The organism is Bradyrhizobium sp. Rc3b (assembly GCF_900114915.1).
GTDB lineage: Bacteria > Pseudomonadota > Alphaproteobacteria > Rhizobiales > Xanthobacteraceae > Bradyrhizobium.
In genome coordinates this window covers 39,193-63,788 of record NZ_FOUS01000003.1, presented here as the reverse complement: position 1 = coordinate 63,788, position 24,596 = coordinate 39,193, and the positions used below count along the sequence as shown (strand labels likewise).

23 protein-coding genes are annotated in these 24,596 nt (G+C 64.7%); 15 read left to right on the top strand and 8 right to left on the bottom strand.

Annotated features, from left to right (window positions below):
* The first annotated feature begins 228 nt into the window (after positions 1–228).
* From BM190_RS07110 to BM190_RS07060, 12 genes are all read left to right on the top strand, one after another.
* Positions 229–1,335: an efflux RND transporter periplasmic adaptor subunit gene (locus tag BM190_RS07110; RefSeq protein ID WP_092253174.1), complete on the top strand. Its 1,107-nt coding sequence runs from the start codon at positions 229–231 to the stop codon at positions 1,333–1,335.
* Entirely contained in the window at positions 1,332–4,397 is a 3,066-nt protein-coding gene (locus BM190_RS07105; RefSeq protein ID WP_092253172.1) for an efflux RND transporter permease subunit, read from the top strand. The genes BM190_RS07110 and BM190_RS07105 overlap by 4 nt, the downstream gene beginning before the upstream one ends.
* Positions 4,398–4,540: 143 nt before the next feature.
* Positions 4,541–5,974, top strand: a complete 1,434-nt coding sequence (locus BM190_RS07100; RefSeq protein ID WP_092253170.1) for a basic amino acid/polyamine antiporter — start codon at positions 4,541–4,543, stop codon at positions 5,972–5,974.
* Between the two features lie 26 nt (positions 5,975–6,000).
* Positions 6,001–7,263 carry an arginine deiminase gene (gene arcA, locus BM190_RS07095; RefSeq protein ID WP_092253167.1) on the top strand — a complete coding sequence of 421 codons (1,263 nt, stop codon included), beginning with the start codon at positions 6,001–6,003 and terminating at the stop codon, positions 7,261–7,263.
* Positions 7,264–7,408: 145 nt separating this feature from the next.
* A complete protein-coding gene (locus tag BM190_RS07090) occupies positions 7,409–8,230 on the top strand; it encodes an outer membrane beta-barrel protein (protein ID WP_092253165.1) in 822 nt (273 codons plus the stop codon).
* 29 nt (positions 8,231–8,259) lie between these two features.
* Positions 8,260–8,499: a hypothetical protein gene (locus tag BM190_RS39450; protein ID WP_143109024.1), complete on the top strand. Its 240-nt coding sequence runs from the start codon at positions 8,260–8,262 to the stop codon at positions 8,497–8,499.
* A 349-nt stretch (positions 8,500–8,848) separates the two neighbouring features.
* Positions 8,849–10,057: a sensor histidine kinase gene (locus BM190_RS07085; protein ID WP_092253162.1), complete on the top strand. Its 1,209-nt coding sequence runs from the start codon at positions 8,849–8,851 to the stop codon at positions 10,055–10,057.
* A 60-nt stretch (positions 10,058–10,117) separates the two neighbouring features.
* Positions 10,118–10,741 carry a response regulator gene (locus tag BM190_RS07080; protein ID WP_018318087.1) on the top strand — a complete coding sequence of 208 codons (624 nt, stop codon included), beginning with the start codon at positions 10,118–10,120 and terminating at the stop codon, positions 10,739–10,741.
* 168 nt (positions 10,742–10,909) lie between these two features.
* Positions 10,910–11,545, top strand: coding sequence for a response regulator (locus tag BM190_RS07075; protein ID WP_026201965.1), 636 nt, complete (start codon positions 10,910–10,912; stop codon positions 11,543–11,545).
* A 126-nt stretch (positions 11,546–11,671) separates the two neighbouring features.
* Entirely contained in the window at positions 11,672–13,018 is a 1,347-nt protein-coding gene (locus BM190_RS07070; protein ID WP_177236948.1) for a hypothetical protein, read from the top strand.
* A 12-nt stretch (positions 13,019–13,030) separates the two neighbouring features.
* Positions 13,031–13,540 (top strand): DUF2249 domain-containing protein, encoded by a 510-nt coding sequence (locus BM190_RS07065; protein WP_092253160.1) that lies wholly within the window; start codon positions 13,031–13,033, stop codon positions 13,538–13,540.
* Positions 13,537–13,860, top strand: a complete 324-nt coding sequence (locus tag BM190_RS07060) for a metal-sulfur cluster assembly factor (RefSeq protein WP_092253157.1) — start codon at positions 13,537–13,539, stop codon at positions 13,858–13,860. Before BM190_RS07065 ends, BM190_RS07060 begins: the two co-directional genes overlap by 4 nt.
* A 17-nt stretch (positions 13,861–13,877) precedes the next feature.
* On the opposite strand, the gene BM190_RS07055 is transcribed toward BM190_RS07060, so the two are convergent.
* On the bottom strand, positions 13,878–14,474 hold the full coding sequence (locus BM190_RS07055) for a UbiX family flavin prenyltransferase (protein WP_092253155.1): 597 nt from the start codon (positions 14,472–14,474) through the stop codon (positions 13,878–13,880).
* Positions 14,471–16,000 carry a UbiD family decarboxylase gene (locus BM190_RS07050; protein ID WP_092253153.1) on the bottom strand — a complete coding sequence of 510 codons (1,530 nt, stop codon included), beginning with the start codon at positions 15,998–16,000 and terminating at the stop codon, positions 14,471–14,473. Before BM190_RS07050 ends, BM190_RS07055 begins: the two co-directional genes overlap by 4 nt.
* A 100-nt stretch (positions 16,001–16,100) precedes the next feature.
* Between BM190_RS07050 and ubiT the strand changes: the two genes are divergently transcribed.
* Genes ubiT through ubiV form a run of 3 tightly spaced genes read left to right on the top strand, consistent with a single transcriptional unit; the run spans position 16,101 to position 18,580 of the window.
* Complete coding sequence (gene ubiT / locus BM190_RS07045; protein WP_092253151.1) at positions 16,101–16,643, top strand: ubiquinone anaerobic biosynthesis accessory factor UbiT; 543 nt, start codon at positions 16,101–16,103, stop codon at positions 16,641–16,643.
* Entirely contained in the window at positions 16,643–17,620 is a 978-nt protein-coding gene (gene ubiU, locus BM190_RS07040) for a ubiquinone anaerobic biosynthesis protein UbiU (protein WP_177236998.1), read from the top strand. Before ubiT ends, ubiU begins: the two co-directional genes overlap by 1 nt.
* Positions 17,621–17,647: 27 nt before the next feature.
* Complete coding sequence (gene ubiV / locus BM190_RS07035; RefSeq protein ID WP_092253147.1) at positions 17,648–18,580, top strand: ubiquinone anaerobic biosynthesis protein UbiV; 933 nt, start codon at positions 17,648–17,650, stop codon at positions 18,578–18,580.
* A 23-nt stretch (positions 18,581–18,603) separates the two neighbouring features.
* Here ubiV and BM190_RS07030 read toward each other — a convergent pair whose 3' ends face one another.
* The 6 genes from BM190_RS07030 to BM190_RS07005 are packed head-to-tail and all read right to left on the bottom strand — an operon-like array spanning position 18,604 to position 24,590.
* Entirely contained in the window at positions 18,604–19,230 is a 627-nt protein-coding gene (locus tag BM190_RS07030) for an FMN-dependent NADH-azoreductase (RefSeq protein WP_092253146.1), read from the bottom strand.
* Between the two features lie 3 nt (positions 19,231–19,233).
* Positions 19,234–20,808: an isochorismatase family protein gene (locus BM190_RS07025; RefSeq protein ID WP_092253144.1), complete on the bottom strand. Its 1,575-nt coding sequence runs from the start codon at positions 20,806–20,808 to the stop codon at positions 19,234–19,236.
* A 21-nt stretch (positions 20,809–20,829) separates the two neighbouring features.
* On the bottom strand, positions 20,830–21,678 hold the full coding sequence (locus BM190_RS07020; protein WP_018318076.1) for an N-acyl homoserine lactonase family protein: 849 nt from the start codon (positions 21,676–21,678) through the stop codon (positions 20,830–20,832).
* A gap of 31 nt (positions 21,679–21,709) precedes the next feature.
* Positions 21,710–22,594, bottom strand: coding sequence for an amidohydrolase family protein (locus tag BM190_RS07015; protein WP_092253142.1), 885 nt, complete (start codon positions 22,592–22,594; stop codon positions 21,710–21,712).
* The gene (locus BM190_RS07010) at positions 22,591–23,712 is read right to left on the bottom strand and encodes a vWA domain-containing protein (RefSeq protein WP_092253140.1); all 1,122 of its coding nucleotides are present in this window, start codon (positions 23,710–23,712) and stop codon (positions 22,591–22,593) included. Before BM190_RS07010 ends, BM190_RS07015 begins: the two co-directional genes overlap by 4 nt.
* The gene (locus tag BM190_RS07005) at positions 23,709–24,590 is read right to left on the bottom strand and encodes an AAA family ATPase (protein WP_018318073.1); all 882 of its coding nucleotides are present in this window, start codon (positions 24,588–24,590) and stop codon (positions 23,709–23,711) included. The genes BM190_RS07010 and BM190_RS07005 overlap by 4 nt, the downstream gene beginning before the upstream one ends.
* Between the last annotated feature and the right edge of the window lie 6 nt (positions 24,591–24,596).

Below are 24,596 nucleotides of genomic sequence, written 5' to 3'. Positions count from 1 at the left end.
CGGTTCCCTTGCCACCTGCTGCTTTGGCGAACGCGCCGCGGCGGGAGCAGGTGCAGCCTTAATGCACCGCTTGCGGCGTTTCCGGTATCGGGTGATTGCCTGACGTTGCCCTGGGAATCTTCTGACTGCTGCCGGAAGGTTCTCCGGACCACGATTGCATCTGTGATCGCTCAGTAGATTTACCGATGGAAGCGAGATGATCTATCGACAAGATCGTCAGCGGAGCAGTTGACCGATGATCATGTCATGCCGATGCGGCCGCTGAACATCGCGCTTGTCGCAGCGGTCACCACGCTGCTGGTTGCCGCCTGTGAAAGAGGCCCGGTGGAGGATGCGCCCCCGGCGCCACGTCCGGTTCGCACGACCACGGTCGAGAAGCGCGAGCAGCTAACGCCGTTCACGTTTACGGGGCGTATCGAGGCGGAGGACGAGGTAAGCATCGCATTTCGAATCGGCGGGCGGCTGCTTTCGAACAACACCCGGCTTGGTGATCGCGTCCAGGCCGGCCAGCTTCTGGCGCAACTGGAATCGCAGAACGAAGCGAACGCGCTACGCCAGGCGCAGGCGGCACTTGCTGCTGCGCAAGGCCAGCTCACTCAGGCCCGCAATCATTTCGAGCGTCAGCAGACGCTGCTGGCGCAGGGTTGGACCACCCGCGCCAACTTCGAAGCCGCGACGCAGGCGCAGCAGACCGCCCAATCGCAGCTCGATATGGCCGAAGCCCAGTTGAGCGCCGCCCACGATCAAGTTGGCTTTACCGAGCTGCGCGCCGATGCGCCGGGCAAGGTCACCGAAACCGGCCCCGCCGCCGGCGAGGTCGTTCAGGCCGGGCAGACGATTGCGAAGATCGCTCGCCAGGACGGTCGCGATGCGGTCTTCGATGTGCCCGCCCAACTGGTGAGAGCGGCGCCTGCCAATCTGCAGGTAACGGTCGCGCTCACGGACGATCCGGCAGTGACGGCACAGGGGCGCATCCGGCAGGTCGCCGCCCAGGCCAACCCGGTCACGCGGACCTTCGAGGTCAAGGTGGGCCTTACCGATCCGCCGGCTGCAATGCGGCTCGGGGCGACCGTGGTCGGGCGCGCCGAGGCGAGCTCCGGCCCGATGATCGGCATTCCCGCAACCGCGCTGACGAGGATGAATCAACAGCCGGCCGTCTGGGTCTTCGATCCCTCGGCCAATACGGTCTCAGTGCGGAACGTCGACGTGCTGCGGTTCGACCAGGCGCAGGTGATCGTCGCGCAAGGGCTTGATAGCGGCGAGATCGTCGTGACCGCAGGCGTTCAGGCACTTCATCCAGGCCAGAAGGTGCGCGTGCTCGGGTCGGGGCGATGAGTGGATTCAACCTTTCGGAATGGGCACTGGGGCGACGCTCGCTGGTCGTCTACCTCATGCTGATAGCGGTGGCCGCCGGCGTCCTGTCATATTTCCGGCTGGGCCGGAACGAGGATCCCGCCTTCACGATCCGGACCATGGTCGTTCATGCCGTCTGGCCAGGGGCGACGGCCGACGAGACGATGAAGCAGCTGACGGAGCGCCTCGAGCGCCAATTGCAGGAGACCCCGCATCTGGATTTCCTGCGCAGCTTCACCCGGCCAGGCCTCACGACCATCTTCGTGAACCTCAAGGGAAGCACCAATGCGCGGGATGTCTCCGATACCTGGTACCACGTGCGGAAGACGATCGGCGACATTCGCCATACGCTGCCTGCCGGTGTCGTCGGTCCGTTCTTCGACGACGATTTCGGCGACACCTTTGGCATCGTCTATGGCTTTACCAGCGATGGCTTCGCGCAACGCGAGCTGCGTGACCGGGTCGAGGCGATCCGTTCGCAGCTCCTGGCTGTGCCGGATGTCGCGAAGATCGAGCTGCTGGGCGCACAAGAGGAAGTGATCTTCGTCGAGTTCTCCAAGCAGGAGCTTGCAAATCTCGGTGTTGATCGCACGGCTCTGATCGCGGCGTTGCGGGCGCAGAATATCGTGATGCCGGCTGGAACGATTCAGACCGGCACCGAGCGGATATCGCTGCAGGTGTCGGGCAGCTTCCTGTCCGAGCAGGACATCGCCGATATCAACTTCGCCGCCGGCGATCGCATGCTGCGCCTGAGCGACCTTGCGAAAGTGCGGCGGGGCTACGCCGATCCACCTCAGCCGCTGTTCCGGATCAATGGCCGTCCGGCGATCGGGCTTGCCATCGCCATGCGCGACGGCGGCGACATCCTCGCGCTCGGCAGGAACGTCAAGGCGGCGATGGCGCGGATCACCGCTGATCTGCCGATCGGGATCGAGCCCAGCCTGGTGGCCGACCAGGCCGTCGTCGTGGGCAAGGCGGTCGGCGAGTTCATGACCTCGTTGTTGCAGGCGATCGCCATCATTCTGGCCGTGAGCTTCATCAGCCTTGGGGTTCGTCCGGGCCTTATCATCGCGCTGGCGATCCCGCTCACGCTCGCGGTCGTGTTTCCGGTCATGGCGGTGCTTCAGATCGACATGCAGCGGATATCGCTCGGGGCCCTGATCATTGCGCTTGCCCTGCTGGTCGATGACGCCATGACGACGACGGATGCCACGCTCATTCGCCTGGCGTTGGGCGACAGCAAGGTCGAGGCCGCCAGCTACGCCTTTCGGACCCACGCGCTGGCCATGCTTGCGGGGACGCTCGTGACGATCGCGGGCTTCATTCCGGTCGGCTTTGCCGCCAGCGCCGCGAGCGAATACACGTTCTCGCTGTTCGCTGTGGTCGCGATCGCGCTACTGGCGTCCTGGTTCGTCGCGGTGATCTTCGCGCCACTGCTCGGCGTTGCCATCCTTGTCCCGCCCAAGCAGAAGGGCGCTGCGGCTCCCGGACGGGTATTCCGGCTGTATCGACGCTTGCTGATATCGGCGATCCGCGCCAAATGGCTGACCCTCGGTGGGACCGCCGCGCTGTTCGTCGCCTCCGTGCTCGCGCTGCCGCTCATTCCGCAACAGTTCTTTCCGTCCTCCGATCGGCCGGAACTGCTGGTCGATCTCAGCCTGCCGCAGAACTCGTCGATTTTTGCCAGCGAAACCGCGGCAAAACGTCTGGACAAGATGCTGACGGGCGATCCCGATGTCGCGCATTGGAGCACCTATGTCGGGCGCGGTGCGATCCGGTTCTATCTGCCGCTCAGCGTCGAATTGCCGAACGACTTCTTCACGCAGGCGGTCGTCGTGGCCAAAGACATCGGGGCGCGTGAGCGGCTGCATGGCAAGCTGGAACGATTCCTCGCCGACGAGTTTCCGAACGCGATCTCGTCGGTATCTCCGCTCGGCCTTGGCCCGCCGGTCGGATGGCCGCTGCAGTATCGCGTCAGCGGCCCCGACGTCGAGCGGGTGCGTGACATCGCGCTCGAGGTCGCACGGATCGTCGGGGCCGATCCGGCCGCCAAGAGCGTGAATTTCGACTGGATGGAGCCCGATCGCCAGGTGCGGATTCGCGTCAACCAGGACGAGGCCCGACTTCTCGGCCTCAGTTCGCAGACGATTTCCACCGTTCTGAACACCGTGATATCCGGCACGCCGGTCACGCAGGTGCGGGACGATATCTACCTGGTCGATGTGGTGGTCCGCGCAACCGATGAACAGCGCGTCTCGCTGGCGAGCTTACGCACGTTGCAGATGCCGATCGCGGGTGGCCGGACCGTTCCATTGAGCCAGTTTGCATCGTTCGAATATAATCAGGAGTTTCCGCTGATCTGGCGACGAGATCGCGTGCCCACGCTCACGGTTCGGGCGGCCATTGCCGACCGTGTGCTGCCGGAGACGGTCGTCAACAGGCAGGCCGCGGCCGTGGCAAAGCTGAAGGCGGCGCTGCCGGCTTCATACCGCGTCGTGGTCGGTGGCACGGTGGAGGAAAGCCGGAATTCTCAGGCGTCCGTCATGGCGGTGGTGCCCGTGATGCTGTTCGTCATGTTCACGGTCCTGATGGCCCAGTTGCAGAGCTTTCCGCGATTGTTGATGGTCGTCAGCGTTGCACCGCTCGGTCTGATCGGCGTCGTCGCAGCGCTGCTGTTGTCGGGGCGGCCGTTGGGCTTCGTCGCCATTCTCGGTGTGCTTGCTCTGCTCGGCATGATCAGCAAGAACGCGGTCATCCTGATCGGCCAGATCGAGGCGGAGCGTTCACTGGGGAAGGGACCCTGGCAGGCCGCGGTGGATGCCAGCAGTTCCCGCTTTCGTCCAATCATGCTGACGGCCGTCTCCACCGTTCTCGGCATGATCCCGATTGCTCCGACGGTGTTCTGGGGGCCGATGGCCTTTGCGATCATGGGCGGCCTGCTGGTTGCGACAGGTCTGACCCTGGTCTTCCTGCCGACACTGTATGTGGCATGGTTCGGCGGAAAGGAGCCGGCCGAAGCTTCCGGTTCTTCGTTCGCGGCCTGAGGGCGTGTGGGCGGTGAGGGTAATCCCGGACCTCGACTAGGTAATCACCTGATTGGCCATGCGCGCTCCACGGCGCATCGTCCGGCTCGCAGCGAGCGACGCGGCCGCTGCGCCGACCATCGTTCGCGGTCCGAGGCCTTCACATGAGCGCGACGCCGTCGATCCAGAAGCTTTCGCTGTTTGCTCTGACGGCCGTGGTGGTCGGCTCCATGGTCGGTTCCGGCATCTTCTCACTGCCGCGCACTTTCGGCATCGCAACCGGTCCATTCGGCGCCATCTTCGCCTGGTGCATCGCCGGTGGTGGCATGTACACGCTGGCGCGCGTGTTTCAGTCATTGGCAGAGCGAAAGCCTGAACTCGACGCCGGTGTCTACGCCTATGCGAAAGCGGGTTTCGGCGATTATCCCGGCTTCCTCTCGGCGCTTGGCTACTGGATGGGAAGCTGCATTGGCAACGTGTCGTATTGGGTCCTGATCAAGTCGACCTTGGGCGCGTTCTTTCCCGTGTTCGGCGACGGCAATACCGTCACCGCCATCATCGTCGCCTCGATCGGGATCTGGCTCTTCCATTTCATGATCCTGCGTGGCGTGCAACAGGCCGCCGCGATCAACACCATCGTGACGATCGCCAAGATCGTGCCGATCCTGGTCTTTATCGTCATCCTGATCTTCGCCTTCAAGGCCGACCAGTTCAGCGACAATTTCTGGGGCGGCGAGGGCATGCCGGACAAGGGGCTCTTCGAGCAGATCCGCGCGACCATGCTGGTCACGGTGTTCGTGTTCCTCGGGATCGAGGGGGCCAGCGTCTATTCCCGCTATGCCAAGGAACGATCCCATGTCGGCGCGGCGACGATCATCGGCTTTGTGATGGTGACCAGCCTGATGGTGCTCGTCACCATGCTGCCCTACGCCGTGCTGCCGCGCGCCGACATCGCCGAGATGCGACAGCCGTCCATGGCGGCGGTGCTGGAGGCCGTGGTCGGGCATTGGGGCGCGGTCTTCGTCAGCATCGGACTTCTGGTTTCGGTGCTCGGGGCTTATCTCGCCTGGAGCTTGATCTGCACCGAAGTTCTTTCGGCCGCGGGCCGCACCAGGGATATGCCGGCCCTGTTCGGCACCGAGAACGAGAACAAGGTCCCGGCTGCGGCGCTGTGGCTGACCAACATCGTCGTCCAGCTCTTCGTCATCAGCACCTACTGGTCGCGGGACGCCTTCTCGCTGATGCTCAATCTGACGAGCGTCATGAATTTGATCCCGTTTTTCCTGGTCGCCGCCTACGGGCTCTTGCTGGTCAAGCGGGGCGAGACCTATGAGAAGCGCCCGGACGCGCGTCGAAGCGGGCTGATCTTTACCGGCATTGCGCTGATCTACACGCTCTTCCTGATCTATGCGGCCGGAATGAAATATCTGCTGCTGTCGGCCATCCTCTACGCGCCCGGCACGGCACTGTATTTGTGGGCGCGCCTCGAGCAGAAGGCGAGAGTCTTCACCTTCGCCGAGTGGATCATCTTCATTGTCGTTGCGATCGGCGCGGTCGTCGGCGTTCATGGCCTGGCCACCGGCTACATCACGATCTGAGCGGAGCAGTTCCGGAGATAGGCCTCATGACAAAGCAGACATCGGATGCAGGGATTCCCTTCGGTGTTCATTCGGAAGTCGGCCAGCTGCGCAAGGTGCTGGTCTGTTCGCCGGGGCGGGCCCATCAACGTCTGACGCCGACGAACTGCGACACCTTGCTCTTTGACGACGTCCTATGGGTCGACAACGCCAAGCGCGATCATTTCGATTTCGTGCAGAAGATGCGCGACCGCGGAATCGAAGTCGTCGAGATGCACAATCTCCTCGCCGACACGGTCGCGATTCCGGAGGCGAGGACGTGGATCCTCGACAACCAGGTGATCCCCAATCAGGTTGGCCTCGGCCTGATCGACGAGCTGCGCGGCTATCTGGAAAGCCTCAAGCCGCGCGAGTTGGCGGAGACGCTGATCGGCGGATTGTCGACCCAGGACTTTCCAGAAGCCCGCGGCGGCGAGACGCTCAGGCTCATCCGGGAAGCGGCCGGCATGACCGAGTATCTTCTGCCGCCCCTTCCCAACACCCTGTACACGCGCGATACGACCTGCTGGATCTACGGGGGCGTTACGCTGAATTCGCTGTTCTGGCCGGCGCGCCACGAAGAGCCTATCCTCGCCGCCGCGATCTATAAGTTCCATCCGGATTTCGCCGGCAAGGTCAATGTCTGGTGGGGTGATCCGACACAGGATCACGGCCTTGCGACGCTTGAGGGCGGCGACGTGATGCCGATCGGAAAAGGCAACGTGCTGATCGGATTGAGCGAGCGTACTTCGCGGCAGGCCATCAGCCAGCTCGCTGCCGCCCTGTTCAGGAAGAAGGCGGCCGAGCGCGTGATCGTGGCTGCCATGCCCAAGCTTCGAGCGGCGATGCATCTGGATACGGTCTTCACATTCGCCGATCGCGATTGCGTGCTGCTTTATCCGGACATCGTCAACAATATCGCGGCATTTTCCTACCGTCCGGCCGACAACTCCGCAGGCATCGAGCTGCGCAAGGACGAAAAGCCCTTCGTCGAGGTCGTCGCAGAGGCGCTTGGGCTGAAGAAGCTGCGCGTGGTGGAGACGGGTGGAAATGCCTATATGCGCGAGCGGACCCAGTGGGATAGCGGCGCCAATCTCGTCTGCGCATCCCCTGGCGTCGTGTTCGCCTATGACCGCAACACCTACACCAACACGCTGCTGCGCAAGGAAGGCATCGAGGTCGTCACCATCGTTGGTGCGGAACTCGGACGTGGTCGCGGCGGTGGTCATTGCATGAGTTGTCCGATCACCAGGGACGCGGTCGACTATTAGGCCCGCATCAGCGGTCACTGCGGCCTGTTACGAAACGATGATCGATTTTATCAACCCGTGATTTAGTCAGAGAACATTAACACGCCACAATCGTGTCACAGCCTGACGCGAATCCCGATGCACGCGACAGCCATCGAGGGACACCATGCGAAGATCCAGAATTCTTCTGCCGATCTTTGGTCTGCTCGGCGCGAGCACGGCAGGTGCAGCCGACCTTGATGTCACCGAGCTCAAGACGATCGCGGCTCCTGTGCCGTACACCTCAGTACCATCCTGGAGCGTCGTCGGTTCCATCGCGCCCACCTTCACCGACAACGCCCTGTTTACCCGCGACAACCGCAAGTCGGACGTTTACTACGTGCCCGACGTGAGCGTCCGGCTGGACGGGAACCTCAGCAATGACCTGTCGTACCGCCTCTATGCACGCGCGCAATATGAAGCGTTTTCGCGGGAGAAGGACGGCAACTTTGCCGTCGCGCGGATGGGCGGGCGCCTGACCCAGAATTGGGACGGCTGGCGCTTCTCCGCCATTTACGAGCATCGCTACGATTTTGACGGAATCTACCGCGACCTCGCCTTCACCTCGAACGATGTGATGGGCTCGGTTGCGCGCGACTTCCGCTTCAACAACGCGACGTTTTCGCCGTTGCTGCTCCTGACCTATCGATTTTCCGACCTGGCGGAGGCGCGCCGCTGGCGCTTTGACGCCGTGCTCGGTATCGAGGTCAAGCTCGATTCCAAATGGTCGATTGTGAGCACGCCGTTGTTCGAAGCTTACTGGTTCACCGATGGACTCAATAGCGGGCGGCGCGATCAGCTCTATTCGGCGGACGTCGGTCTGAAGTATAATTTTGCCAGCAATCTGTCGCTCACGACGACCGTGCTGTACGAGGCGCGAACGTCGAACGTGCCGCTACGGCGATATAGGGACGTTCGCATCGGCCCTCGTCTGGACTTCGCATTCTGAGAGGTATCCGATCGATGCACGCAAGAGGCTTGTCGCTGTTGATCGGCATTGTTGTGGGCATCGCGGCGGCATCCGTTGCCGCCGCCGATCCGCGTGACGCCGTCGATCGAAGCCAGCGTCTTGATACCGATGCGCTTCGGGACGATGCCGCGACAAACCGTCTGACGCCGCCATCGCATCCCCTGCAGATTGCACCGCCTCCAGCGGCTCCGAAAGCAAGGACGGAACGCAGGAGGAAGTCCGGCGCAAATGGTGGCGGCAGCCGCTAGCGTCATCGGTACGCTGGTAGGCATGGCCGCCTATCGGCGCGGGAGTTCGTTGTCTCGGAACTCCGCTGTCTCCGAACTCCGCTGCCTCGGAACTCCGCATTTTTAATCTCTGTTGCGGCAAATTCGAACGCGCAGAACCGCTTTCGTCGCGCAGCGCAGACGGCGTGTCGCGGATTCAAGATTTTAATCCCATGGAAATGCTACCTCTTGTTGTAGGACGATTCCGGGGTGTATAGTCGGATCGGCTCCAAGGCGCGTCCGCGAGCCGGCGAGGGGAGATGTCCCCGAACAGGCGAACGGACACAAGCGATGCTGTTGTCAGCGTCGCGATGTCGCCGGAGAAGAGTGAGTGCGTATCGTGAAGGTACATGTCTCCCCCGCCAGCGAGTCGCATCGAACCGGCCTCGGAAACTGGCTGCGGACAGGTTCGGAACAATCGATCGAAGCGCTCTATTGGACGTTTTCGGCTGATCTCCTCTTCGTCGTGCGTCCGTCTCCTGAAGGGCGCTTCGTCTATGAGGCGATCAATCCGGAGTTTGGGTCCCGGCTCGGTCTCTCGCCGGAAGACGTCTACGACATGGATGTGTTCGATTGCATGAACGCGGACGACGCTAGAATCGTCTGCCAGGCGCTGGGGGCGTGCGTTGCGGAAGGAGCGGAAATCAGGATCCGGCAGCGTCTCGCGTTCGGTGGCTCGCCCCGGAACGTCGAAACGGTAGTAACTCCGGTCGTTCAATCTTCGTGTGGTGGTGCGGTTCGCTTGATCGGCAGCCACCGCGCCCTGCGCAGCCGCGCGTTCGAGAGCGGGGTCGGACAGGGCAACGGGCTCGACGTGAATCTCGGCCTGGTATCGATCCAGGAAGGCATCCAGCAGCGGATAGCCTCCGATCTCCATGATTCGACCTGCCAGCACCTGATTGCCGCGAGTCTCGGTCTCATGCGGATCCGGAGCAGCATCGGCGAACCGGACTTGGCCGAGCGGCTCTGCGACGAAATCGATGCATCGATCGATGAAGCCCTCCGGGAAATCCGCGCCTTTGCCTATCTGCTGCATCCCCGGAACCTCGCCGGTGAGGGCCTGAAGGCTGCGATCGAGCGGTACGCGGAGGGATTTGCGGCGCGCACGTCGTTGCGCGCGAGTGTCGACATCGTGCCGGATGTGGATCGGTTGCCTTACGAGACGAAACGAACGTTGCTGCGGGTCGTCCAGGAAGCGCTGACGAACGTCTTCCGTCATGCGAACGCGACCGAGGTGGCCATCGTCATCGATACCGCGGACGGCCGGTTTCACCTGACGCTCAGCGACAATGGAATTGGGCTCCCGCCGGGTTTCGGCAGGAGCGCGGTCTCTGTTGGTGTCGGAATTCCGGCGATGCAAGCGCGGCTGCACGAGATCGGAGGTACGCTCGACATCCAATCCAGTCGCGCGCCGCGGCATGCCGGCACGGTGCTGTGTGCAGTATTTCCCTATGCTCCCCCGGCGAACAGGGCCAATCGCCGCGGGGCCACGACAAATGCAAGGGCCCGCGCAGGCGCACAATCAGCGAAAAAACACTAACCGCGGGGCGGCGGGCCGGAGTCACGGCCCATCGCCGATGCGGATTCGGAGTGCTCTGCCATGAAGCGAATTCTCATCGCGGATGATCATGAGGCGGTACGGTCGGGCTTGCGTGCGGTGCTCGAGCAACGGGTGGATTGGGAGGTGGTCGCCGAGGTGAATGACGGCGGCATGGCGGTAGCAGCCGCGATCGAAAGCCGGCCCCATGTCGCCATCGTCGACTTCTCGATGCCGCGCATGACCGGTGTCGAGGTGGCGCGGCGGATCAGAGAGTATCCGCTGCAGACGGAGGTGCTGATCTTCACGGTGCACAATTCGGGCTTGCTTGCCCAGCAAGCATTCGAGGCGGGGGCGCGTGCATTCCTGGTGAAGTCCGACGCCAACAAGCTGCTTGTCGCAGCTGTCGAAGCCTTATTGCTGCACCGGCCATTCTGGCCCCGGAAGACCGAACTCGACCATGCGCCGCGGACCAACGGCGAGCGGCATCACGAACTCACGGCCCGCGAGCAACTGGTCGTCAAGCTGGTCGCGGAAGGATACAGCAACAAGGGCATCAGTGCGATCCTCGACCTCAGCGTCAAGACCACCGAGGCCCATCGGGCAGCAGCGATGCGCAAGCTGGAAGTGAACTCGACGGCGGGGCTGGTCCGGTACGCCGTTCGGACCGGGCTGGTCGAGGCTTGAAACGGCGATATCGGCGAGCAATACGGGCGTCGGTACCTTCGCCCGGAGATATCAGGGTTTTGTGGGATAACGATTCCAGCCACGCTCCCTATGATCGTTCGACTGTGCTGCCGGTTTGCTGCCGGTATCGGCCCGGAAGCGCAAGGGTCGGCCAACGGGAACGACACGGTGAAACGCATCTTGATTGCGGATGATCATGAAGTTGTGCGTTCCGGGCTGCGTGCAATCATCGAAGCGCATTCCAGCTGGATCGTGAGCGGCGTGGCGACCGATGGCGAGCAGGCGGTCGCGCTGGCGCTCGAGACCAGGCCGGACATCGTGATCGTCGATTATTCCATGCCGGTCATGAACGGGTTGGAGGTCAGTCGCCGCCTCAAGGCACTCCACCTTGGCGCGCAGGTTCTGATCCTGACGATGCACGAGAGCGAAGAGCTTCTGACTGAAGCCATTCTGGCCGGGGTACGCGGGTTTCTGTTCAAGTCAGACGCACGCAAGCACCTCATTTCCGCCATCGAGGCCCTGCTGGACGGCAGGCCTTACTTCACCAGCATCCTGCTGGAGAGGCTGCTGCACGACTACCAGGGCAACAAGGAGAATCGGACCGACATGCTGCTGACTTCGCGCGAGCAGAGCGTGGTCCAGCTGATCGCGGAGGGGCATACCAACAGGTCGATCAGCTCCATCCTGAAATTGAGTGTGAAGACCGTCGAGACCCATCGCGCCTCGGCCATGCGCAAGCTCAGGATGTCGTCCACCGCTGAGCTCGTCCGCTATGCGATCCGCAAGAAGTTGGTCTTGCCCTGAACAGATGCTGATGTCGGCAGTCGCCAAAGGCGCCGGAGTTTGCGCCTCGACAAAGTGGTCGTGACTGCAACTGCTTACCTTTTCGGGTGCCGACACGGGTTTCGTGTCGCACGCGGGAAGCAAGCCGTGATTGGAACCAGCCTCTGTAGATGGGCCATCAGTTACTTCGCGGTCGCAATCGTATGGCTGCTGCTTGCGGAAGTGCTTGTTGTCGCCGGGTTCGGTTTTCCGAACCACGACATCGGCGGCCCGGACACGCTCGTCATCGTGCACATGGTCAGCATCGGCTGGTTGAGCACGGTCTTGTGTGGCGCGCTGTTCCAGTTCGTGCCGGTGCTGGTCGCAAGGCCGCTCTATGCGGAGCGCTGGATACTGCCGGCTCTGGCGCTGCTGACGCTTGGGCTAACCATCCTGCTCGCGGGCTTCCTGACGCTTGGCGGGCACTTCACCGGGCCGCCCTGGCTGCTTCCGGTCGGCGCGAGCCTGCTGATTGCCGGTTTCGCGTTGGTCGTTGCCAATCTCGGCATGACACTCTGGTCGGCCCGCCCGCTGCCGGGGCCTGCGCGGTTCGTCGCAGCCGGGCTTGCCTGCATCTGTGTCACGGCGGCATTCGGCGGCATGTTCTCTCTGGTGCTGTCCGGAACGGCTATCGGCGCGCAATGGCCGGACCTTCTGGTGTCCGGCGTTCCGATCCATGCGATTGCCGGGCTTGGCGGATGGCTGACATTCACGGCCATGGGCGTCAGTTATCGCCTGCTGGCGATGTTCATGCTCGCGCCCGACGGCGATGCGCGGCTGGGCCGGCTGGCCTGGCTTGCCGGCGTTGCCGCGCTGGCCGTCGGAGCTGTCGGCGGCGTGCTCGCACTCAGGCGCGCGACCGGGGTGAATTTGGCGCTTCTGCTGGCAGGAGTTGCGGCGCTGCTGTCGCTAATCGCCTACGGCCGCGACATGCTCGGCCTGTACAGAGCCCGCAAGCGCCGCGCGCTCGAGCTCAATACACGCATGAGCCTCGTTGCGCTGGCGAGCCTGGTTGCGGTCGCAATCCTCGGCGCCGCGTTTGTTGCGACCGGTTCTCTCCCGTCGCATGTCGGGGCGCTCGCCTTTCTCGGCGCGTTCGGCTGGCTCACTGGCCTCGTGCTCGCCAATCTCTACAAGATCGTCCCGTTCCTGACCTGGCTCGAGACCTACGGTCCGGTGATGGGCAGAGTGCCGACGCCCCGCGTGCAAGATCTCGTTGACGAGCGCCGCGCGTTGAAATGGTTCGTGCTGTTCTTTGCCGGAAGCTGGGCGGCAACCCTGATGCTCCTGGTCGACGCGGCACTCGGCTTCCGCATCGCCGTCGCCGCCGTGACGCTCGCGACGCTCGGCCTGGGCGAGGAGTTTATCAGGGCAAGGCGGCTTGCGGACGTGGCGGAGCCGCTGCGTCTGCCGACCGGAGCAGTCGTGCCCCAACTGTTGGTCTCGCGAAATTGAAAGGAGACTGCAATGACCGAGTTCATCGACGTCGATGTCCGGCCGATCCTGCGTGCAGGCGGCGAGCCGTTCTCGATTATCATGGCCGCGCTCGCGCGGCTCGCGCCCGGGGAGGGGCTGCGGCTCTATGCCCCCTTCAAGCCGGTGCCCCTGTTCGACGTCATGGCGAGCAAGGGCTTTGCGCATCGGGAGGCCGAGCTCGAAGGCGGCGAATGGGAGATCCGGTTTCTGCCGGGCGACGGCTCGCCCGATGCGGCCGAACCGGCGCGCGCGGCGTTGAGCGATGGCGATTGGCCGGAGCCTGTGGTTCATCTCGACAACCGCGACCTCGATCCGCCGGAGCCGATGGTCCGGATTCTGGCTGCAGTGGAGCGGCTTGCACCCGGGCAGACGCTCGGAGCCTTGCTCAGTCGTGAGCCGGTCTTCCTGTTTCGGGAGCTGACCAAGCGCGGCCATCAGTGGCGCGGCGGCTTCACGCCGCAGAAGGATTCCTATCAACTGACCGTGAGGGTGCGCGCATGAATTTCAACGATGATGATCTCGTGGAGCAGATCAGGCAGGCGCTGAAGGTTGTGATCGACCCCGAGCTCGGCCACAACATCGTCGATCTCGGCTTCATCTATGATGTGTCGGTCGAGGACGGTGCCGCGCACATCACCATGACGGCGACGACACGCGGCTGCCCCGCCGCGTCCTTTCTCAAGGAGGGCGTCGCCAACAGCGCGTGCCTGGTTCCTGGCGTGGAATCGGTCGACGTCACCATGACGTTCGAGCCGCCTTGGCAACCCTGGATGATCGCGCCGGGCGTCAAGGCGTCGCTCGGATTTGCCGAGGTGAACTGATCCGCCGAGGCGGCCGGCTAGACGCCTTCGGCGCCCGGGCCGGACCAGATCCTTGCCGGTATTCGAAGCTTTGCAAGGTCGAGCAGGTTGATCGCCCGGGCGGCGATCTGGTCGATCACCTCATCCAGCGATTGTGGTTTCAGATAGAAGGCCGGCATCGGCGGGGCGATGATCGCGCCGATCTCGGTCGCCTGCAGCATCGCTCTGAGATGGCCGAGATGCAGCGGGCTCTCGCGGACCAGCAACACCAGCCGGCGCCGTTCCTTGAGCTGCACGTCGGCCGCGCGCGTCAGGAGGTTGTCGAGCTGCCCCCAGGCGATGGCCGAGAGCGTACGGATCGAGCACGGCGCCACGATCATGCCCGCGACCGGATACGAGCCGCTGGCGATCGCGGCGCCGATATCGGAATGAAGATGATGGCGGAAGGCGAGGGCGCGCAGCCGCGCGAGCGCATCGCGTCCCACTTCCTCGCTCAGCGTACGCTCTGCCGCGGGCGAAACCACGAGATGGACTGCGTAGTGCGGATTGTCCGCCAGCAGCTCGACGATGCGCATGCCGATCGCAGCACCCGAGGCGCCGCTGATGCCGACGATGATGCCTTGCCGCCCGCTCATGCGAGGACCGGAGCGCGCGCCGGCATGCCCGATAGGCCGAGGCTCGACCACATCGCATCGACACGCGCGACCACGGCGGGATCCATGGCCAGCGGAACGCCCCATTCGCGATCCGTCTCCGGCAGAATCTTCGTGGTGGCGTCGATGCCGAGCTTGCCGCCGAGACCGGATTTCGGCGAGGCGAAGTCGAGATAGTCGATCGGCGTGTCGGTAAGCGTCACGAGATCGCGCGAGGAATCGCTGCGCGTCGAGACGGCCCACATCACCGCGCGCCAGTCGCGGATGTCGATGTCGTCGTCGACCACGATCAGCAGCTTCGTGTAGCTGAACTGCGGCAGCATCGACCACAGGCCAAGCATCAGTCGCCGCGCCTGGCCGGGATAGCGTTTTTTGATCGCCGCGATCGCGACGCGGTAGGAGCAGGCCTCCGGCGGCAGCCAGCAGTCGGTCACCTCGGGGAACTGCTGCCGGATCAGCGGCACGAACAGCTGGTTGAGCGCCTCGCCGATCCGCGACGGCTCGTCCGGCGGCCGGCCCGTGAAGGTCGATAGGTACACAGGCTGACGCCGGCTGGTGATCGCCGTCACGCGCATCACCGGGAATTCCTCGACGGAATTATAGTACCCGGTGTGATCGCCATACGGCCCCTCGGGCGCGGTTTCGGTCGCGGAGACGAAGCCCTCGATGACGATTTCGGCCTCGGCCGGGATCGCGAGCGGGACGGTGAGGCATGGTGCGAGGTCAGGCCGCTCGCCGCGCAGGATGCCGGAGAAGCGCAGCTCGGAGAGCGTCTCGGGCAGCGGCAGCACGGCGGCAAGGATCGTGGCGGGATCGGCGCCGATGACGATCGCGACCGGCATGTCGCGCCCGAGCGCCTTCCATTGCTGGTGATGCCTTGCGCCGCCGCGATGCGCCAGCCAGCGGATGATGGCGCGGTCGCGGCCGAGCACCTGCATGCGGTAGACGCCGACATTCTCCTCCTGGTCCGCCGTCGCGGAGTCCGGAGGCACGGTGATCACGAGTGGCCAGGTGATCAGCGGCGCCGGCTCGCCGGGCCAGCAGATCTGGACCGGCAATCTCGCAAGATCAATGTCGGGCTCCATCGCGACGCAGTCCTGGACCGGCGCCGCCGCGCGCGTGCGCGGGCGCGTCGCCAGCGCGGCGCGCGCGAGCGGGAGCTTATCGAGGACATCCCTGATGCCGTGCGGTGGTCGCGGTGCGCGGAGCTCGGCCATCAACTCGCCGAGCTCTCCAAGACGGTCGGGCGCGATGCCCATGCCCCATGCGATCCGCTCGACCGTTCCAAACAGATTGGTGAGGAGCGGCATCTCCGAGGGGCGGCCGTCGGCCTTGACGGGCTGCTCGAACAATAGTGCCGGTCCGTGTGCCTCGAGCACACGCCGGTGAATTTCCGTGATCTCGTGGACGACGGAGACCTTCTCGCGAATGCGTCGCAACTGTCCCCGGCTTTCGATGAAGCGCAGGAAGTCGGACAAGTCGCGAAAGCGCGGCACATCACGTTGCAACTGGACAAGCTCCCAAAAAATGAGAGCTAGCCGGGTTGTTTTCGGTCTTCATTGTTCCCGGTCAAATACATCGGCGTGCAATCCGTCCAGATGTGTGGCCATGAATGATCCGTCCGCCGCATCGCCCGGCCCGTTGCCGACGATTCCGCCGCTTGTCGCATTGGCCATGCGTCCCCTGCCTCTGCTGCCGTTGCAACTCGCTCTCGGCGGTGTCCTGCAGCGGATCTACCGGCGCAACCCCGCAATATTCGACCGGCTCGGCGATCACGCGCGCGCGCGGTTCGGTATCAAGCCGATTGATCTGCCCTTCGCCTTCGTGGTCGAGGCCAGGCCGCGCCTGTCGGTGGTGCGTGACTTGCCGCGTGGTCTGGATGCGCGGATCTCGGCTTCGCTCGCCAATCTGCTGGCTCTGCTCGAAGGCAGGGTCGATGGCGATGCCCTGATGTTCTCGCGTGAGCTCGTGGTCGAGGGCGATGTGGAGGCGGTGCTGGCGCTGCGCAATGCGATCGACGACGCCCAGCTCGATCTGGCCGAAGAGCTGTCCTCGCTGTTCGGTCCGCTGGGCGCGCCGGCGAGGCGGGCCTTCGAGGCTACCCGTGGCCGCGTGATCGCCTCATCCGGCCATGGCGAGCAATCGAGATGATGGAGCTGATCTGTCCTGCCGGCACCCCGGCGGCGCTGAAGAGTGCCATCGATGCCGGCGCCGATGCGATCTATTGCGGCTTCAACGACGAGACCAACGCGCGCAATTTTCCGGGGCTGAATTTCAGCCGCGACGAGCTGCGCAAGGGGATCGCGCTGGCGCATGGCCGCGGCGCGAAGATCCTGGTGGCCATCAACACCTTCCCGCGCGCCTCCGCGGTCGACATCTGGCATCGCGCGGTGGACGATGCGGCGAGTGCGGGGGCCGATGCGCTGATCCTCGCCGATATCGGATTGATGGACTACGCCGCGCGGCGCCATCCTAACCAGCGCTTGCACGTCTCGGTTCAGGCCGCGGCCGCAAATCCCGATGCTATCGCCTTCTACGCCGAGAATTTCGGGGCGCGGCGCGTAGTGCTGCCCCGCGTCCTGAGTGTGCCGGAGATCGCCGAGATCACCCGGGAATCGGCCTGCGAGACCGAAGTCTTCGTGTTCGGCGGCCTCTGCGTGATGGCCGAGGGGCGCTGTTCGCTGTCGTCCTATGCAACCGGCAAGTCACCGAACATGCAGGGCGTCTGCTCGCCGCCGAGCCATGTGACCTACGAACAGACCGCGGAGGGGACGAAGTCCAGTTTGGGTGGCTTCACCATCAACCGGTTCGGGTCGAGTGAGCCTGCGGGCTATCCGACGCTGTGCAAGGGGCGCTTCTCGACCGCGCAGGGCGCCGGCTATATTTTCGAGGACCCCGTCAGCCTGGATGCCACGACGCTGCTCAAAGGCTTGCGCGATGCCGGCGTGACCGCGCTCAAGATCGAGGGCCGCCAGCGCGGCCGTGCCTATGTCGAGAGCGTGGTGCGACATTTCCGCCATGCGCTCGCCGCGCTCGAGAGCGGCAGTGAGGCAGAGATCGCAAGCCTGAAGCCGTTCACCGAAGGGCAGGCCTCCACGGTCGGCGCCTATCGCAAGACCTGGCGCTAATCTTTTCGAATAGGTGAGGTCCGGAAGATGCAACTCAGCCTCGGTCCCGTTCTGTACAATTGGGCGCCGGAACGCTGGCGCGACTTCTATTTCCGGATCGCCGACGAAGCGCCGCTCGACGTCGTATCCGTCGGCGAGGTCGTCTGCTCGAAGCGCTCGCCGTTCTTCGCAGACTTGATTCCGGGCGTGGTCGAACGGCTGCAGAGCGCGGGCAAGCAGGTGTTGCTGGGTTCGCTGATCCTGGTTTCGCTGCGGCGTGAGCGCCGCCAGACCGAGGAGCTTGCGGCGGCCGAAGGCGTGATGGTCGAGGTCAATGACCTGACCTGTCTCAGGGCGCTCGCAGGCCGGCCGCACGCGATCGGGCCGTTCGTCAACATCTACAACGAGGCGAGCGCGGCCTTTCACGCCGCGCGCGGGGCGAGGCGCATCTGCCTGCCGCCGGAGCTGCCGCTGGCCTCGGTGGCGACCATCGCAAGGGCTGTTCCCGATACCACGATCGAAGTGTTCGCGTTCGGCAGGGTGCCGCTGGCCATCTCGGCCCGTTGCTATCATGCGCGCCTGCACAAGCTCGCCAAGGACAATTGCCGCTTCGTCTGTGAGAAGGACCCGGATGGTCTCCTTCTGAACACGCTGGAGCAGCAGGATTTTCTGACCATCAACGGGGTGCAGACCCTGTCGCACACCTGCGCCAATCTGCTGGGCGAGGCCGGCATCTTGCGTGAGAGCAACGTCGGCTCACTTCGCCTGTCGCCGCAGGATTGCGACATGGTCGTCGTCGCCAGGACCTTTCGCGACGTGCTGAACGGCCGTGACGATGTCGAGGGCGGCAACCGCCGGCTTGCGGCGGCCTATCCTGGTGTGCCGTTCTCGAATGGGTTTCTGTGGGCAGAGCCAGGGCACGTCTATCGTCAGGCCCGATCAGGCGACGCGCAAGGCTCGGCGCAAATCGGGCTTCTCTGAACGGGTTCGGCGTTGGCGGGCGCTCAGAAATTCGCCGCCATTGCGGCCAGACGTCGATGCGCCCTTTCCCGCGCAGCCTTAATCGGCTGCTGCGGTCCCGTGGTTGGCCCGATCGGCACGAAGCGGACATTGTCGATACCGATGAAGCGCAGGATATCTCGCAGGTAAGGCGTTGCCATGTCGATGCGGCCGCGGTTCATGCCGGTGGCAAAGTCACTGCCGCTGGCGAGAATCACCAGCGTCGGCCGGTCCTTGAGCAGTGGCAGATAGCCCTGTGACGGGTCGAACCGGAACGTCAGCCCGGGCTGAACGATGATGTCGAGCCACTGCTTGAGCTTGTAGGGAATGCTGAAGTTCCACATCGGCGTCGAGATCAGCACGCGATCGGCCAACGAAAACCGCAGCGCCATGCGCTCGGCCTCCGCAAAGCTGTCGCGTTGCGTGTCGTTGAAGGCTTGCCCGTTCATCCGTGCATATTTGGCCTCGGCGATGGGGCCCGAGAATTCCGGCATCCGCTCCCGCCAGAGGTCCACGACATCGAGGTCCCAGTCCGGCCGGGCCTGGCGAAAGCCGTCAAGAAAGACGCGCGCGCCGGCACTTGACTCGGAGTCAGGGCGTGGCGAGCAGGAGAGGTGCAAAATCTTTGCCACCGCTCATCCCAACGCCCTGATGACGGCATCTGCCCTCGTGACGATCGCGACGTTCTGCATGGCGAAATTGATCGACGCGTGGTGCCAGTCGGCGTTCATGGTCGAGCAGCAATCTTCGGGGACGATCATGAAGTAGCCCTTGTCCGCCCCGGTGCGGGCGGTGTGCTCGACCGACATGTTGGTCCAGGCGCCGGTGTTGATGATCATGTCGCGCCCGGTCGCCTTGAGGATCGTCTCCAGCCGAGTGCCCTCCCACGCGCTCATCCGCATCTTCTCGACGACGAAATCGCCAGGCCGGGGTTCGAGGCCGGAGACGGGCGCCGCGCCCCAGCTTCCGCGCACCATCGCCTTGCTGTCGACGAGGCCTTCGAACAGCGGTGCGTTCAGCGTGACGCCGGGCGCGCCCGGCTCGACGACGAACCAGACATGAATGATCGCAACGCCCCGTGCCCGCGCGGTCTCCGCGAGACGGCGGACATTCTCGACGACGTGCTGCTGCTTCGCATGCCCGGGAGCGCCCGACTCGGCGAAGGCGCCGCCATCCATGATGACGTCGTTCTGCAAATCCTGGATGATCATGGCACAGCGCTGCGGATCAAGCCGCATGTCGCCGTCCGCGAGGATAGGTGCCGCCGGCGAGGTGCTTGCCGCCGCGCCGCCGCTACTTCGCCGGCCGCTCATATAAGGCTCGTGCCGCGGGCCGACCTTGGTCGGAATGCCGTAGACCGAATGCGTCGAGGTCAAATACAGCGTGCGGAAATCCGGCCCGCCCCAGGCGAGGTTGGCGACCATCTCGGGCACCCGGACCTTGCCGAGCAGCTCGCCGCGCGGCGAATAGACCCAGACCCCGCCGGGCGCGGTGACCCAGACATTGCCGTGCTGGTCGCACTTCATGCCGTCGGGCAGGCCGGCCTCGAGCTCGGAGCGGATGCCGCTTGCGAACACCCGCGCATTCGACAGCGAGCCGTCGGCATTGACGTCGAAGACGCGGACCAGCGCCTGCACGGTGTCGTTGACATAGAGCAGCTTCTCGTCCGGCGAGAAGCACAGCCCGTTCGGCTGGTCGAACAGATTGCGCTCGACCACGAGCTTCGGCTCACCGCCGGGCACGAGGCGATAGACGCCCTGGAAGCCGAGCTGACGCGGCCGCTCGACGCCATAGACCGGCATGCGGCCGTACCAGGGGTCAGAGAAATAGATCGCGCCGGAGGAGTGCACGCAGACGTCGTTCGGGCTGTTCAGCTCCTGGCCCTGGAAGTGCGAAGCCAGCACCTCGCGCCGCCCATCCGGCCGCTCGCGGATCAGCGACGAGGTCGCGTGCTCGCAGACGATCAGATTGAGCTCGGCATCATAGGTCATGCCGTTGCACTTGTTCGAGGGACGCTTGACCTCGACCACGCCGCGCCGCGCATCCCAGCGCCGGCGCACGTCACCCGGCATGTCCGAGAACAGCAGATAGTGATCGACCGGATGCCAGATCGGCCCCTCCGTGAAGTCAAAGCCGGTGCCGACCTGCGCGACCGGCGCATAGGGGTCGATCAGGGTTTCGAATTCGCTTCGCAAGGTGACGTGCGTCATCGGTCGATCCCCAAGATCATCTCAAGCCGGGAACCAGTTGCGTGCGGGCAGGGACTGCACGATCGGTCCGGGGACCTGATCGTGCAGGCGCCCGACGACGTTGCCGCCTTCGATCTTGGCGGGACGGTCGTGCACCGGCAGCAGATAGCGCGAATTGCTCAGCAGCTTCTTGATCGAGGCCTTCTCGGCGCGCTTGCTGGTGCCGTGGTTGCCCGTCGTGCGCGGCTCCCAATCGTGGATCTCGTTGAAGGGCGTCACGATCTGGTCGTTGAAATCGTAGATCACGTCGCCGCAGATGGTCGCAATCCCGTCGGCCGTCTCGACGATGACGTTCATCGAGCCCTCGGTATGCGCATTGGCGGCGTCGCAATAGACGCCGGGCATCAGCTCGATCGGACCGGTGATCTCGAGGTCGAGGAAGCGCAGCGCGCTCTTGGTGTGCAGCCGGTCGATCAGGTGCTTGATGTCGGGCGCCGGATACTGCGGATGCATCAGGCCGGAGACGGAATATTCGAGCTCCTTGCGGTTGAGCACGACGGTCGTGTTCATCGGAAACAGATCGTCCTTGCCGGCATGGTCGATGTGCAGATGGGTGTGGCAGACGAAGCGGACGTCGCCCATGCGCACGCCGTGGCGCGCGAGCTGGTTCTCGATCATGTTCTCGTGGTACTGCAGGCCGCGCATGCCCAGCGTCTCCATGATCTGGTTGGAGCGGTAGCCGGTGTCGACCACGACCGGATATTTCCCCCCGAGGATCAGGAAGCCGAGGGTGAGGACGCGGCGGGTGCGACCGCAGTCGCGGCCGAGAACCAGAAAGCTCGATTCCAGCTCGATATCGCCATAGTCCAGGATCTTGATCTCCAGCGCCATTCGTTGCCCTCCCTCATCTGATTCTTGTCGGTCAAAGCCGGTAGACGCGCGTCGCCGTCGTCCTGAAGATGGCGTCCTGCTGCTCCGCGCTGAACGGCGCCGCGGCCGTGCGAAAGGCGCCGACGAGCTCGCGATAGCTGGTCCACAATTTCTCGATCGGGAAATTGGAGCCGAACAGGCAGCGCTCGGCGCCGAAGATCGCGACGGTATCCGCGAGTACGGCAGCGATGTGTGCGGGATCGTTGCGATGGATGAAAGTGCCAAGCCCGGAGAGCTTTGAGACCACGTTCGGGCAGGCCGCGAGCCGGGCCATGCCGCCGCGCCAGGCGGCGCGGCCTGCCGGCGAGAGATCCTCCAGCATGCCGGCATGCTGAAGGATGAAGGTCACGTCGGGGCAGGCCTCGGCCAGCGCTGCGGCGTCCGGCATCTGCGGGGTGAACACCTGCAAATCGAAGCTCCAGCCATAATCGGCGAGACGCGCGACGTTGCGGCGGATCATCGGATCGGCGCAGAGATCCACCCGGGCCGCAAAGCGGTACAGCGGGTTCTCGTGCCAGTGCAGCTGCATGCGCACGCCGCGCACCAGCTTGTAACGCTTCAGGCGGTCGAGCTGCGGACGCACGTCGTCCACGGCGAAATTGGCATAGGCGACGATCGCGTGCGGCCAGGCGTGTTCGTCCGCAGTCTGCTGCACCCAGGCGGCCTCGTCCTCGAAGCGGTCGTTGGCCCAGTTGGTCTGCACATAGACCGAGCGCGTGACGCCGGTACCCTTGAGGTCGTCGAGATATTCCTGGATCGGGTAGTCGCGCCGGATCGGCTCGTAAGGTCCGAAGATGCGCGGCTGCATGGGGCCGATCAGCCAGGGCAGGTCGGCCTGCCGCCAGATGTGATGATGGCCGTCGACAATATCGGTCACGCCGCTCTCCTTCGTCCCAACGCCAGAATATGCGCGACGATCGACGCGCTCGAACCGCCATCCACGAGGTCATCGACGAAGCGCTCGATGGCGACGAGCGCTTCGGTCTGCGGGCGGAAGCCGGGGCTTGTCGCCAGCGGCGTCAGCCAGCTCAAGCGCCAGGCCCGCCGCGACAATTTCGCGACGGCGTCGCGAAGTGCATCGGTCTCCCCACGCTCGAGTCCATCGGAAACGATCACCACCGCGGCGCCGCGCGCATAGCCGCCGAAGCGGGGCACGGCGAGGAAGGCCTGGAGCGCGTCGCCGATGCGGGTGCCGCCGTCCCAGTCGCTGACCAGGTGCGCGGCGGCGTTCATGGCCTGCTCGCGGCGCTTCAGCCGCAACGGGCGGGTGATGCGGGTCAGCCGCGTGCCGAAGGTGAAGACCTCGACACCAGGCGCGGCCTGCACCAGTGCATGCGCGAGCTTCATGTTCTCCTCGGTGCGGCTCTTCATCGAGCCGGAGACGTCGATCAGCAGCAGCATCTTGCGCGGACGCTGGCGCCGCTTCATGTGACGGAGCCGCAGGATCTCGCCGTCGCTGCGGACAGAGTCGCGTAAAGTGCGGCGGAGATCGGCAAACGATCCGCGACGTGCGCGCATGCGGCGATGGCCGCGCCGTCGCGGCAGGCGGCGCGGTGCCTCGCGCGCCAGGCGGCGTAGGGCGTCGGCGGTTGAGGTCATCCGAAAGTGGCGCTCGACCAGCGCCTCGCTTCGGCTCGCGGCGAGGCCTGACTCGTTGGTCTCGTCGGAGAGCAGGGGCGCCTCGTCGCCGCGGCCCTCCTCCTGGAGGCGGACTGTCTCGTCATCCTCGCCCTCGTCGTCTCGTGCGATGGCCTCGCTGCCGCGGAAGTGGAGATCGAACAGCCGGTCGAAGGTCGCGCGGCGTTCGGGCGGCGGAGCCAGCGTCGCCAGGGCGGCCTGCCTGACGTGCTCGATGTCGCGCGGGCCGAGCAGCTCGATCGCGGCGAGGAACGTCGTGGTCTGCTCCGGCGCCACCGCAAAGCCGTTCGCGCGCAGCAGCGGGACGAACGCGACGAAGATGCGCGCGGCGCGCGGAAGCTGCGGCTTGGGGTTCATGCGGTCGCCTCCGCGAGCATGGCATCGAGCCGCGGCGAGATGAAATGCAGATCCTCTTCGTCCTTCAGCGCCACGCCGATCGAGCGCTTGAACGCGTCCGGCCAGCGCGCGCCGCCCTTGTGCAGGAGCGTCGCGGCCTCGGCCCAATCGACGGCCTCGGCAATGCCGGGCGCCTTGCTCAGGGGCTCGCGCCGCAACTTCTCCACGGCTGCGACGACGGCGCGGGCGGTGGCCTCGGCGACGCTGGAGGCGCGCATCATGATGATCCGCGCCTCGCGCTCGGCGGTCGGATAGTCGATCCAGTGGTAGACGCAGCGCCGGCGCAGAGCCTCATGCAGATCGCGCGTCCGGTTCGAGGTCAGCACGACCACAGGGCGTTCGGCCGCGCGCACCGTGCCGCGCTCGGGAATCGAGATCTGGAAGTCGGAGAGGAATTCGAGCAGGAAGGCCTCGAACTCCTGGTCGGCGCGGTCGATCTCGTCGATCAGCAGCACGGTGGAATCGGGCGCGCGGAGCGCGGCAAGCATTGGCCGCTCGATCAGGAAGGTCTCGCCATAGATGTCGATGCTCTCGTCGCCGGCCTGGCGGATCGCCAGCATCTGGCGCGGATAATTCCACTCATAGAGTGCGGCGGAGGCGTCGATGCCCTCGTAGCATTGCAGGCGGATCAGGCGCCGGCCGAGCACGGCGGCGATCGCCTTGGCGGCTTCCGTCTTGCCGACGCCCGGCGCGCCTTCGAGCAGCAGCGGCTTGCCGAGCGCGAGGCCGAGATAGGCTGATGTCGCAAGGCCTTCGTCGGCAAGGTAATAGGCCGCCCGAAGCGCTCTCTCCAGCGCCTCCGGACTGTCGATGCCGACGATGTTGCTGCGAACCGCCACGACCGA